Source organism: Mycobacterium sp. (genome assembly GCF_052145595.1).
Taxonomy (GTDB): Bacteria; Actinomycetota; Actinomycetes; order Mycobacteriales; family Mycobacteriaceae; genus Mycobacterium.
This window is the reverse complement of the sequence record NZ_JBKQOI010000167.1, coordinates 1-12253: the sequence shown is the minus strand read 5'-3', so window position 1 is coordinate 12253 and position 12253 is coordinate 1. Positions and strand designations below refer to the sequence as shown.

Genomic DNA, 12253 nt, shown 5'->3' with positions numbered 1-12253 from the left:
GTGATCCAGCCAAATTTCTCGCGCTCAGCGCAGACTCGGTGCCGACGAGGGGAGCATCGACTCCGTAGCCGCCAGCAGCGCGCAGGTCGCCAGGCCGTCGACCGCGTCGCGCAGGTCCGGGAGCGACGGGAAGGTGGGCGCGATCCGGATGTTCTTGTCGTCCGGGTCTTTCCGGTACGGGAACGACGCGCCCGCCTCGGTGACCGCGATGCCGGCGTCCTTGGCCAGGGCGACGGTCCGCCGCGCGGTGCCGGGCAACGCGTCGAGGCTGATGAAGTAACCGCCCTTGGGCTCCGTCCAGGAGGCGATCTTGGAATCGCTCAGCCGCTGATCCAGAATTTCGAGCGCCAGGGCGAATTTTGGCGCCAGTATCTGCTGGTGGCGCAGCATGTGCAGGCGCACCCCGTCGGCGTCGCCGAAGAAGCGCGCATGCCGTAGCTGGTTGATCTTGTCCGGGCCGATCGACTTCTTCCCCGCGTATTGCAGGTACCAGGCGATGTTGCCCAGCGATCCGCCCAGAAAGCTGACCCCGGCGCCGGCAAAGGTGATCTTGGAGGTGGACGCGAAGACATGCGGCCGGTTGGGGTTGCCGGCCGCAGCGGCCAGCCCGAGCACGTCCACCTGGCGGATGAAGTCGTGCGTCAGGGTGTGCACCGCATACGCGTTGTCCCAGAACAGCCGGAAGTCGGGCGCTGCCGTCCGCATCTGGACGAGCCGGCGAGCCGTTTCCCATGAATAGGTGACGCCCGTGGGATTGCCGAACACCGGCACCGCCCACATCCCCTTGATCGCGGGGTCGACGGCGACGAGCTCTTCGATCAGGTCGACGTCCGGTCCGTCCTGCAGCGTCGGGACCGGGATCATCTCGATGCCCATGGTCTCCGTGATGGCGAAGTGCCGGTCGTAGCCGGGGACGGGGCAGAGGAACTTGACGCTGGGTTCGTCCTTCCAGGGCCGTTGCGAGTCCACGCCGCCGTACAACATCGAGAAGGCGACGTGGTCGTGCATCAGCTCCAGGCTGGAGTTGTTCCCGGCGATCAGGTTGGGCACCGGGATACCGAGCAGCTCGGCGAAGATGGCACGCAGTCCGGGCAGGCCGTGCAGGCCGCCGTAGTTGCGGGTATCGGTGCCCTCGGCGTCGCGGTAATCGTCTCCGGGCAGGCTCAGCAGCTGGTTGGACAGGTCGAGCTGCTCGGGGGACGGTTTGCCGCGGGTCAGGTCCAAAGCCAGCTTCTTGGCTTGCAGCTCCGCGTAATCCTGCTGGTTGCGGGCGTGCGCCGCCGCTAGCTCTTCAGGGCTGAGGGAATCGAACGACACCATGGGCCCTTTCGCTGTCGAACGCCGTGGGATTCGGGGTCACGACGTGGGGGGACCCCGCGCACCCGACAGAGCCCATTGACCCTTGCTGCCTTCCGGCCCTGGGGGAGTTCACAGGATAGACGCCGCGCGGGGTCCATCGGCGAGTGTATACCTGGCTCAAAGCACGCTGTGGCGGCCGCGGCACAACCCAGCCGCTACCATGGCCACGGAGGATTCGCCTAGTGGCCTATGGCGCTCGCCTGGAACGCGGGTTGGGTTAACAGCCCTCGCGGGTTCAAATCCCGCATCCTCCGCCATCGTTCGCGATCGGTCTGGAGACCGCGGCCGAGGATGTTTGGATTCGGTTTGAGCTGCCTTTAGGCTGGCGTGGGCTCACAGCATGAGGGAGGCGTATGGGGCGCAAGGTCGCCATACCGTGGCACTTGTTGTTTTCGATCAGTGCCGGCGTCCTCTACTTCTATTTCGTGCTGCCCCGCTGGCTCGAGTTGATGGGCGATACCACGCATTCGCTGGGGACGGCGCTTCGGATCGTGACGGGCGCGCTGGTGGCCCTGGCCGCTCTGCCCGTGGTGTTCACCCTGCTGCGCACCCGCAAGCCAGAGTTGGGGATCCCGCAGCTGGCCCTATCCCTGCGGGTCTGGTCGATCGTGGCCCATGTGCTGGCCGGCGTGCTGATCATCGGCACGGCGATCAGCGAGATCTGGCTCAGCCTCGATGCCGCTGGACAGTGGCTGTTCGGGATTTACGGCGCCGCCGCAGCGATCGCGGTACTCGGGTTCTTCGCGTTTTATCTGTCGTTCGTCGCCGAGTTGCCGCCGCCACCGCCGAAACCGATCAAGGCGAAGGAGCCCAAGCAGCGGCGTCTTCGCCGCAAGAAGAGCGACGAGGCGGACGCTGAAGAAACCGAAGAAGCCGAAGCCGAGACCGAAGACGCCGAGGTCGCCGAAGCTGAAGGCACCGAACCCGAAGCCGGCGACGCAGAAGAAGCCGAAGAGGCGGAGCGGGCCGAAGAGCCCGTCGCGGTGACCGCCGAAAGCCCCGAAGGGGCCGAACCCGAACCCGAGGCCACCGAAGACTCCCGGGCCGGTTTGCAAAACCGCCGCCCAACCGGCAAGGGGTCGCATCGGCTGCGGCGCAGGCGCACCGGCGGCGGGGTTGCGGTCGAGGAATGACTCGCGGCGCGACGGTGTGAAATCAGCTGTCGCGGCGCCGCAGGCCCTCGACGTAGGCGGCGATGCGCTGCTGCGTGCTGGCCGCGCCCCACAGTTCGCGGACCTCGTCGTCAATACCGCCGGCGTCGCGGATCCGCGCCACGGTGGGCGCCCGCAGCTGGGCTTTCGTGTGGCGGTAGGCATCGACCGGGATGCCGCCGAGGTCTGACGCCTCCGCCACCGCCGCCTCGAGAAGATCTTCGGCGACGACGCGGTGCGCAAGTCCGCGCGCGACGGCCTCGACCCCGCGGTAGGCCCGGCCGCCGAGCAACACTTCCTCGGCATGGCCTGAGCACGCGTAGCGCATGACCTCGAGCGCGGCGACCGGAAACGCCACTCCCACGCGGACCTCGGACGCCCCGATCTGCGCATCGGGGCCGATCAGACGCCGGTCGCAGGCGCACGCCAGCACGCACCCGCCCGCGATGGCGGCGCCGTTGATCGCGGCCACGGTCGGCCCCGGATAGCAGAACAGCGCCTCGAACGCCTCGGATAGCGCCGGGACCAGCCGATCGGTGTAGCCGGCACCGCCTTCCACTACGCGGTTGAGGTCTACCCCGGCGCTGAACACGCGGCCCGCGCCGGTGACGACGAGCGCGTCGGCACCCGAGCTCTGCACCTCGCCGACCGCATAGGTCAGCTCTTCGAGCAGCTGGACATCCAGGGCGTTAACGCGCCCCGCGGAAATGGTCAGTACTTGTACCGCTCCGACGGTATGGATCTCAATCACAGTGACACATTCCAGCACCGAGCCCGGCAAGCCAAGTCTTCAGCTCAACGACACGATGATGACCGGGATGTCGGTGTTCTCGTCGGTGTGATAGCTCGCGCATACCCGGTGGTAGCCGTCGGCGATCTGGAGCGGAACACCCTTGGTGAAGTCGCCGCGCACCAGCAGGATGGGCGACAGCGGTTGCCCCTTTTTGATCTTGGATAGATCCGTGGCCACGTGCGGGTTGTCGACGTCCAGCAGCCTCAGCTGCGCTGCTCGGAGGATATCCTTGGCCTTCTTGTGCGTGACGGAGCCGGCTTTCAACTTTTTCGTCAGCTTCTTGACGGTTTGCGCGTCCGCGAGCATGGCGAGGTAGTCCGCCGCCGCCGGAAAGTCGTGGGCCTCAGGCTTTTCCACCCATTGCACGCCTGCCATAGCCTGTCTCCCTTCATGGACCGTGACCGCCTGGGTCTTGGCAGCCTACCGGGTCGAAACCAAATTTGGGATCGGTAGCGCCGCGACGGGTCTGTACTTGCGCCCATGGCGACGCCAATGGGGCGGCGCACGAAGGAAGGAAATGCAGTGAAACGTCTTATCGCGGCAGCGATCGGAACCCTTGGCTGTGCGTCGGCGCTGGTGGCCTGCTCCAGTGGCGGCCACACGGCCGGCCCGGCGTCGAGCACGGCGCCCAGCGTCGCCACCGGCGGCGGCACGCAGGTCAAGGTGGGTGGTACGGACCTACAGGGCCTCGACCCGGCGTCGGTGACCTGCGTCAAGACCGGCGGCAAGATCGACATCGGCAGTGGGTCCGCGGGCGGGCGCCAGGCGCTGGCCGTGGTGATGACCGATGAGGCCACTCCGCAGGTCGAATCGCTGGCGCTTGTCGTCGACGGCAACGCATTGTCGGTCAGCAACGGCATGGGCGCGAAGGTCGGCTCGGCCAACGTGGCGGTGGACGGCAAGACCTACACCATCACCGGTCAGGCACAGGGGGCCGACCTGAAGAACCCAATGGCCGGGATGATCACCAAGGACTTCAACATCAAGGTGGCTTGCGGTTGATCGATCGGACTCCGGGGCGGCGGACGTGCCTTCACTCACACGTCCGCCGCTCCGGTTCCTCGCCACGCCCACGACAGCGGACTTATGATGCAGCCGTGTCGATCCCCGGCGAGTTGGCGAACGCGCGTCGTTTGGCGTTCGCCGCCGACGAAACACGGGCCCGCGATCTGTTGCTGTCCCTGATACCGCAGATCGAACGGGAAGATCGTGACGATCTCATGCTGGAGGTTCTTGCCCAGCTCGGCGAGATCTACCTTGCTCGCGGAGCGAATGACGGAGTGCGAGAGTCTATCCGGCGCATCCGCGACTGCTTGACCATCTACTCGGGGATCGCCGTCGGCACAATGCCGGAAGCCGCCGAGCAGGTGCTCATGTCCGACGACGAGATCGCACACATGATCTGTCGATACTCGCGACGAGCACAGTTCCTCGAAACGGGTCTGGCGGCAACGCGTGGCGATCACGCCGGCGCCGCGGTGGCACTGGCGGTGCTGGGCGACACCGACTCCGACGAGGGTTTCGACGACCTCGCCGACGAGCACGCATACCTGCGCACCCATGCCCAAATCCTATGCGCGACCGCGCTCTGCGACGACGACTTGCAGGTGCGATCGGTTCCGCTGTGGGAGCGGGTGCTTGACGGCATCGACCAGCTCAGCGGTGCCAGCGAGTTCGCCGACCATCTGCTGGTGGCCGCGGCCACCGCATACGGCAGATTCTGCGTCGAGACGGGCCGATTGTCGGAAGCCGAGCCCTGGTTACGTCGCGCGGGAGCCAGGGCGCAGGCAAACGGGTGGGAACTGGCCACGGCCAGAACACAATTGGAACGCGCCGCGGCGTGCTGGTCGGTAGGCGACCACGCGGGCACCGAGCGGCTGGTCTCGGAGGCCAATCCGGTCATCTCTCGACACGCGCGGGCCCACGACGTCGCGCGCTGTTGGCTGTATTTGGGACTCACCCGCCTGGCATCGGGTGCATTGGAAGCGGCCGACCAGTGCTGGGAGCATGCCGAGCGGCACTGGCGTGAACTGGGCAAGCCGCTGCATCTGCACCGCATCCTGTTGCAGCGCAGCTGGATTCCGATCTTCTGCGGCCGTTTCGCCGAAGCGGTGGAGCTGATCGCCCAAGCCCGGGAATTGCTCGACTCGTCGCCGCGCAGCAGTTGGCTGCAGTACGCCCGACTCGACAATCACCTTGGCACCGTTTGGCGCGCGGATGCTCTGGCGGACCTCGGTTTCGACAGTTCGGGTGATCCCGACGAGACGCTGCAGGAAACCGAGGCACGTCAGGCCGAGGGACTCGGTATCCTCCTGGGCGAGGTCGGCACTCCGGAATACTGGCGCGCGATGACCAAACTCGAACAGGCCGCCGAGCTCAAGGTGCCGGCCGCGCTGGCGGTCGACTCGGTGCGGTATTCGATCGCCGACGCCGACGCGAGATCGCGCTGGGCGGCCAGCGTTTCGGCCCCGATGCTGGCCGGCGCCTTCGCCGTCGCATGGGAATGGGACAACACCGAACTGGTCAGCGAGCTGGTCGAATATCACAGCGCACGAGGAACCTTCAGTACCGAACCACAGCAACCGAGAATCGGCGAATGGGCATCGACGGCGACCGCACCGGTGCTCATCGACACCGGGCCGGAACTCGCCCCCGCCATGGCCGCAGCCGGGCCGTCAGCGCCGGCAGGCAGCAAGCTGACCCGGCTTGGCCCGTTGCCGCCATTGCAGATGCAGCCGGATGCCGCACCGATCATGAGCCACTATCGCGCGCTGGCTTTCGAACGGTACGGCCGCTCCGTCACGGCCGCAGAACCCTCCTGGTCCACCTGGCCATGAGCGAGGCGGACCGGCTGACTCTGGTCCTGCGGTACGCCGACGTCGGCATCGCCACCTACGCCAGTCTGCGGATCGTCGGGCAGCCCTCGAGAACCGTCACCTGGGTGGTGGAGGAACCGATCCTGCTCGCCGCCTTACAGGAACTGGCCGATGCCCTGCCCGAGCCGCACGGCCCCGAGAGCGGGCGAGACGCCATCGAGCGGGCACTGACCCGAGGTCCTTTCGCGGCGCCGGCCACCGAACTCACGGTCGCCTACATCCTCGGTGTGCTGCTGATCGAGCGTCCGGGGTGGCAGCTGTTGACGGAGTGCATGGCATCGCCACGCGCGGTGCTGTTCGTCTCGCCCAGCGCACGACTGGCACGTGTGCCCTGGGGACTGCTGGCGATGCCGAAATCAGGACCGAGCAAAGAGGAATTGGTGCGCGCACGCCAGGATGCCATCACCACCAGCGGCCGAGTGGCGGCCAAAATCCCTTGGCAGCTGGCCGATATCAGTGACCACACCGATGGCTATCGGCTGATGGAGTTGGTCGACGTGCTGATGGCGGTGCCGCCGAACATCGTGCACGCACCGCGCACGCCGGCCGGCTGGGACACCGGGCGAGACCACCCGCCACTCCTGGTCCTCGATCCCCGAGTGCCGGGTCAGCGCCCGGACTCCAACCTCGGATCGGTGCTCGGCAGGCCTTCCCCGCAGACGCCGTTGGCTCGCCATTACACCGAGCTGATGCAACGCCGACCGGTGCTACCGGATGTCGACGGTGTGGTCGAGCTGTTCCGCCGCCCGGATGCCGACCGCAACTGGCTGGCCGGGCAGCTGGCGCAATGTCCGAGCAGGCTGATGTACGTCGGCCACGCGAGTTCGGCCGACGGCGACGCCGACCACGCGAGCCGGGCCGATCGGGCCGCCCTCCACCTGGCCTGCTCGGCGGAAATCCCAGGAGATGCCGACGCAATAGGTGACCACCGCCCGCTGACCGCATCGGACCTGATGTCATTGCGGTTGCCGATGCCACCGCGCGTTGCCCTGCTGGCTTGCGGATCGGGCGGGGACTATCGATTCGACGAGGCGACCGGTCTGGTGGCGGCGACGATCCTGTGCGGCGCACAGGTGGTGACCGCCACCTTATGGTCGCTGCCCACCACCGCGGCCTATCGACAGTTTGCCGCGGCGGCCGGTGAACCGGCCGATCCGATGGCCGATGTGGTGGCCGCCGTCGATCGCGCACACGAAGCCGACGACGCGGGATGCGCGATAAATCGTTGGCAGCGTGCGCAGATGCGGCGCTGGCGTGACGGCGTCGTCACAGCCAGTCCGCTGTATTGGGCTGCCCTGGTCACGTTCGCGGTCGACGGCGCGCGCTAGCACTCAGATTGCGGCCAGCCACGACGCGTGCACAGCCAGCACGTCGTCCGGCAGCGAAAGCTCCTCGCGCGCAGCGGGATCGAATGCCACCAGAACGACGAGCCCGGGGCGCAGCACCGACGCATCCAGATCGGCGTCACAACGGGCCAATTTGCCGATGAACGTCTCCCCGGACACGGCCACCACCTCAATGAAAATCTGGCGGTCGCCGCCGGCGGCTCCGGGCTGATCGTCGCCGATGGTGCGCACGGTGCCGACGCCGACGGTACGGCCGCCCGCGCTCTGACGCCGAGCGAACGGGAGCCGGCCAACGAGCACCAGCGCAACCGCGACACCGGCGACACCGGCGATCCACGGCTCGTGAAAAGCAAGGTAGGCGGCGGCGGTTGCGATCAATACGATTCCGGCGCCCAGCAGCGGCATGGTCAGCTTCTTCATGGCACAAGGCTCTAGCCGAGGGCCGGCTACCGAACCCAACTTTTCGGCTGCCGATATTTTTGAAAAGCCCCTATCCTGGGCAGATGAGCGCGGATTCGCGGGTGGCGACCGTTGTCGCGGTGGGCCACCCACGCCGGTCGGTGATCGACCGGGCGTGGCGGGCGATCGGTCCCGGCGTCGAGGTGCTCAGCAGCGATGACGGCGGCCCTTTGAGCCGCACCGTCAAACGGATCATCGACCCGTTGGTGTTGAGGTTGCGGACGAACCCACAGTATTCGGCCCCGGTCGTCGCCCCTGAAACCGCCACCGGGATGCACGACCTCATCGTCGGAAACGCACCCGAATTACGCTCTGCCGCAGCATGGTTCGAGACCCTGAAACTCGAGCGCCGCAGGCAGCGGATTCGCACCGGAAATGCCCAGGAACTGTACTTTCCGGTTTGCTTCGAGCTCGCGGTGACGAAAGGCCAACCGGCGCCGCAAGATCGCGAGACGGCGGCCGCTGTGCTCAACGACATTCACCAGGGCCGCGACCGCACCGCCATCGAGGTACTGCACCAATACTTCGCAAATCCTGACGTCGTAGCCAGGCTCACCGATCAGCTCGACCGCAGCTGGCGTGACGTGCGGGCGTCGGAAAGAGCCTCGGCCATTAAAACCGGCCTATTCCTGGCCGAGCTGAGCACAGTGCTTGGGCCCGCCAACAGCCACCGCACGGCGGCGGCCCGGCAGCGGGTCTGGTCAGCCGTGATCGCCGACGCTACGCCGTACAACCTGGGCGCACTTGCCCACTTTGAGGCGGCCGAGCTACCGTGGTCAATCGTCGAGCTGGGTTTGAGTTCGGTTGAGCCGCAACGGCAGCCGAAGATTACCGGCGCCTCGGACAGCGATCGTCCGCTGGACCGCAGCGTGGCCGACCGGGTGCGCGCGACGCTGCGCCGCGGCCTGGACCGCGACGCATTGCCCGACATCCCGCTGCTGTGCGAAGAGGAAGTCGACCGGGCGTGTGCGCCCTGGGGGCTGTTGTCCGAGGACAAACAGGCCACGCTGGTAGCCGGCATCGAGGTCGCGGTCGAGCTGGCACCACTGGACCGATCCCTCTCGAGCCGCTACGCATTGGCGGCGCAGATCCAGGCCCGGCTGCGCAAGGAGGCTTATGTCCTGCACGCTCGGCGCTATCTCGCCGAGGGCGGCCCGATCCATCCACGCCAACGGCAAGTCGTCGACGACCTCGCGGCGTATGCACAGCCCTACCTGAGCCGGCTGTGGGCGCGGCTGCACGGACGCGACGTGTGGCAGGAGCCCTGCGACGACGTCGATGACGTGCGGTCCCTGCTCGAAGGGGTGGCGCGGTCGGTGAGCCTCGACCACCGGCAACGAATCAAGGCGATGCTGGAATTGCAGGTGGCCGGATGAGATTGGTCGCCGATTCCGGTCTATGGACAACCGGCCCCACCGACGAGCCCCTCGCTGCGACGCCACTGGTCGCCGTGCTGGAGGTCAGTGGCGCCGTGCTGTCCTGGACGGTCGACGATCCACCCGCCGACGCGGCGACCCACATCACCTTCACCGATCTGTCACGCGCCGACTGGCTTTGGCGCGTTGTCGGGGAGGCCGGACACGTTGCCGTGACGTCTGCGTTCGTGGCCGCGGACCGCGCGGCCGACCAACCGCCCAGCGTCGAGCTCGCCGGCGTCGACATTGCGCCGGGATCGGTGGCGCCGCTCCGGAGGCTGGCCATAGGCCATTGGCTGAGGCGATGGTGGCCCGCCAGCCAGCAGGACGGTATCGCCGGCCTCGACCGCGCACTGCTCGACGTCGAGGTCGCATTGCTGACCGTCGGCGCGCAAGGCTTCTTCACCGACGACACCCTGGATTCGGATGTCACGGAGTTGCTCGCGCCGCACGCCCCGGCCCTGATCAGGCATGTCCGCGGTGGCGATCCGCGCGTGCTCGATTTGGTGCGGGCCGGTTCCGGACTTGCCGACGAACTCGGCCTCGAGGGCCTCGATGAAGCCGGATGGCCGGAACTGTTTGCCGCTCTCGATGATTCAAGCGAGGTCCTCGAGATGCCGAGCGGACATCGTGACGACTACGCGCTGGCCGCCGGCGCAGACGCGGGTCCACGCGGTGCGGTTCCGATCGCCCGTGGTGTCGCGTCCATCAACTGGAGCGCGGTTCCCCCCGCAATATTCGATGCCGCCGAGAACACCGTCGAGTGGAGCGTCGAACTGGCTGTTACGGGGGTGGTCGCCGTCGTGCGGGCGGCTGTCATCGGACCGGATCCGGCCACCGGCGTCGCGGTGCGACTGCGGTCCGGGGTCATCAGCGCCGCCGGCACCCTGGACGCCGACGGCCGCGCAACCATCTCCCTGGTCGACGCCCAGCAACGGCCAGTGACGGAATCGGCGGCCTGGGACCACGATTGGTCGGCGACCTCGCTGATCATCGGCGCTCAAATATCGGGGGTGACCGAAACCTCCGAAACGCGGGTGCGGGTTCGCCGCTGGGCACGGGCCCGGTTAGACCGGCCGGCGGACGACGCCTTCCTGGCCGAGGTTTTGGCCGCCGAATCCGACTACTGATCTTCTCGTGATCTTCTCGAAGGTCCGGCGACTGTGCATCTGACGACACGAAGTCGGCGTGTTGCGTCGTGAAATTCACCGTCGCTCGGGCGGGCACGATTCCCTATGCTGAGCGAGTGCCAAACAACTATCGAGTCGTTCAGTGGAACACCGGGAACGTCGGCAAAAGCTCATTGCAATCGATCGCCGACAATCCCGCCCTTGAACTGGTGGGGTGTTATGCCTGGTCGCCGGATAAGGTCGGCCGCGACGTCGGCGAACTGGTCGGCATTCGGCCACTAGGCGTAACGGCCACCAACGATGTCGACGCGCTGCTCGCCCTGAAACCGGACTGCGTGGTCTACAACCCGATGTGGATCAACGTCGACGAGTTGGTCCGCATCCTGTCCGCGGGCGTCAACGTGGTGACGACGGCGTCGTTCATCACGGGGCACAACCTGGGCGAGGGCCGCGACCGGATCCTGGAAGCCTGCGAGAAGGGCGGCTCGACGATCTTCGGGTCCGGCGTCAGCCCCGGGTTCGCCGAGCTGTTGGCCATCGTGTCGGCGATGGTGTGCAACCGAATCGACAAGGTCAGCGTCAACGAGGCCGCGGACACCACGTTCTACGACTCGCCGGACACCGAGAAGCCGGTGGGCTTCGGCCAGCCGATCGACCACCCGGAGCTGCAGCAGATGGCGGCGAAGGGGACGGCCATCTTCGGCGAGGCCGTCCGGCTGGTGGCCGACGCGCTCGGTGTCGAGCTCGACGAGGTGCGCTCGGTTGCCGAGTTCGCCCAAACCACAGCCGATCTCGACCTCGGGTCGTGGACGATAGCGGCGGGATGCGTCGCGGGCGTCTTCGTGAGCTGGCAGGGCATCGTCGGCGGAAAAACCGTGATCGACCTCAACGTCCGGTGGCGCAAAGGGCAGACGCTCGAGCCCGATTGGAAGATCGACCAGGACGGCTGGGTCATCCAGGTCGACGGGCAGCCATCGGTGACGACCAAGGTCGGCTTCCTGCCGCCGCCGTATTTCCAGGCGGAGACGATCGCCGACTTCATGGTGCTCGGCCACATCATGACAGCGATGCCCACCATCAACGCGATCGCGGCCGTCGTCGCCGCGGCGCCCGGCATCGTCACCTACGCCGATCTGCCGCTGACACTCCCCCGGGGGCACGCATATGTCAGCATTGAGCGGTGAGTGCACACCGCATCATTCGCTTCCTTGGCGCTGCGATCGCAACGACGTCGGCGGCGTTGAGCGGGCCGACCGGCATTCCCTCCGCTCATGCCGATCCGTGCCCTGCCGTCGAGGTGACGTTCGCTCGCGGCACCGGCCAGCCCTCTGGCGTCGGCAAAGTGGGCCAAGCATTCATCGACTCGCTCGGATCACAGATCTCCGGGCGCTCAATGGACGTCTACTCTGTCAACTATCCGGCGACAGCGGCTTTCGCGTCGAGTGCCCAAACCGGCGCCGACGATGTGGTCGCTCACGTGGGGGACATGATGGGGCGCTGTCCCAACACCCAAATGGTGCTTGGTGGATTTTCTCAGGGCGCGGGTGTCATCGATCTGGCTGCGCCGGCCCTGCCGCCACAGGCAATTGATCACGTGGCGGCGATCGCCGTCTTCGGTAATCCGACGAGTCCACTCGCGAGTAACTTGTCGGGCGCCGTTTTTCCGCCGATCGGTCCGCCGTACAGCTCGAAGACCATTGACCTGTGCGCCGACGGCGATCCGG

12 protein-coding genes, 1 tRNA gene and 1 other RNA gene are annotated in these 12253 nt (G+C 67.0%); 9 read left to right on the top strand and 5 right to left on the bottom strand.

Annotation, left to right across the window (positions count from 1 at the left end; genetic code table 11):
* Nucleotides 1–24 precede the first annotated feature (24 nt).
* Nucleotides 25–1317 carry an aminotransferase class I/II-fold pyridoxal phosphate-dependent enzyme gene (locus ACLP4W_RS15365; protein ID WP_442387282.1) on the bottom strand — a complete coding sequence of 431 codons (1293 nt, stop codon included), beginning with the start codon at nucleotides 1315–1317 and terminating at the stop codon, nucleotides 25–27.
* 46 nt (nucleotides 1318–1363) lie between these two features.
* An RNA gene (ffs, locus tag ACLP4W_RS15360) (signal recognition particle sRNA small type) lies at nucleotides 1364–1458 on the bottom strand.
* A 69-nt stretch (nucleotides 1459–1527) separates the two neighbouring features.
* Between ffs and ACLP4W_RS15355 the strand changes: the two genes are divergently transcribed.
* A tRNA-Ser gene (locus ACLP4W_RS15355) sits at nucleotides 1528–1616 on the top strand.
* 96 nt (nucleotides 1617–1712) lie between these two features.
* Nucleotides 1713–2492 (top strand): hypothetical protein, encoded by a 780-nt coding sequence (locus ACLP4W_RS15350; protein WP_442387280.1) that lies wholly within the window; start codon nucleotides 1713–1715, stop codon nucleotides 2490–2492.
* A gap of 22 nt (nucleotides 2493–2514) precedes the next feature.
* Here ACLP4W_RS15350 and ACLP4W_RS15345 read toward each other — a convergent pair whose 3' ends face one another.
* Nucleotides 2515–3261 (bottom strand): enoyl-CoA hydratase/isomerase family protein, encoded by a 747-nt coding sequence (locus ACLP4W_RS15345; RefSeq protein WP_442387278.1) that lies wholly within the window; start codon nucleotides 3259–3261, stop codon nucleotides 2515–2517.
* A gap of 39 nt (nucleotides 3262–3300) precedes the next feature.
* Nucleotides 3301–3678 carry a hypothetical protein gene (locus ACLP4W_RS15340; RefSeq protein WP_442387276.1) on the bottom strand — a complete coding sequence of 126 codons (378 nt, stop codon included), beginning with the start codon at nucleotides 3676–3678 and terminating at the stop codon, nucleotides 3301–3303.
* Between the two features lie 147 nt (nucleotides 3679–3825).
* Here ACLP4W_RS15340 and ACLP4W_RS15335 point away from each other — a divergent pair, with 147 nt between their 5' ends.
* From ACLP4W_RS15335 to ACLP4W_RS15325, 3 genes are all read left to right on the top strand, one after another.
* Complete coding sequence (locus ACLP4W_RS15335) at nucleotides 3826–4305, top strand: lipoprotein LpqH (protein ID WP_442387274.1); 480 nt, start codon at nucleotides 3826–3828, stop codon at nucleotides 4303–4305.
* Nucleotides 4306–4400: 95 nt separating this feature from the next.
* Nucleotides 4401–6140, top strand: coding sequence for a hypothetical protein (locus ACLP4W_RS15330; protein WP_442387272.1), 1740 nt, complete (start codon nucleotides 4401–4403; stop codon nucleotides 6138–6140).
* The gene (locus tag ACLP4W_RS15325; RefSeq protein ID WP_442387270.1) at nucleotides 6137–7507 is read left to right on the top strand and encodes a CHAT domain-containing protein; all 1371 of its coding nucleotides are present in this window, start codon (nucleotides 6137–6139) and stop codon (nucleotides 7505–7507) included. The genes ACLP4W_RS15330 and ACLP4W_RS15325 overlap by 4 nt, the downstream gene beginning before the upstream one ends.
* Before the next feature lie 3 nt (nucleotides 7508–7510).
* On the opposite strand, the gene ACLP4W_RS15320 is transcribed toward ACLP4W_RS15325, so the two are convergent.
* Entirely contained in the window at nucleotides 7511–7858 is a 348-nt protein-coding gene (locus tag ACLP4W_RS15320) for a hypothetical protein (protein WP_442387342.1), read from the bottom strand.
* A gap of 170 nt (nucleotides 7859–8028) precedes the next feature.
* Here ACLP4W_RS15320 and ACLP4W_RS15315 point away from each other — a divergent pair, with 170 nt between their 5' ends.
* The 4 genes from ACLP4W_RS15315 to ACLP4W_RS15300 all read left to right on the top strand — a co-directional run.
* On the top strand, nucleotides 8029–9360 hold the full coding sequence (locus ACLP4W_RS15315; protein ID WP_442387269.1) for a hypothetical protein: 1332 nt from the start codon (nucleotides 8029–8031) through the stop codon (nucleotides 9358–9360).
* Nucleotides 9357–10529 carry a hypothetical protein gene (locus ACLP4W_RS15310; protein WP_442387267.1) on the top strand — a complete coding sequence of 391 codons (1173 nt, stop codon included), beginning with the start codon at nucleotides 9357–9359 and terminating at the stop codon, nucleotides 10527–10529. The genes ACLP4W_RS15315 and ACLP4W_RS15310 overlap by 4 nt, the downstream gene beginning before the upstream one ends.
* A gap of 116 nt (nucleotides 10530–10645) precedes the next feature.
* Nucleotides 10646–11713: an NAD(P)H-dependent amine dehydrogenase family protein gene (locus ACLP4W_RS15305; protein WP_442387265.1), complete on the top strand. Its 1068-nt coding sequence runs from the start codon at nucleotides 10646–10648 to the stop codon at nucleotides 11711–11713.
* Nucleotides 11710–12253, top strand: a 544-nt coding sequence (locus ACLP4W_RS15300) for a cutinase family protein (protein ID WP_442387263.1), incomplete at its 3' end; no start/stop codon positions are given. The genes ACLP4W_RS15305 and ACLP4W_RS15300, both read left to right, overlap by 4 nt.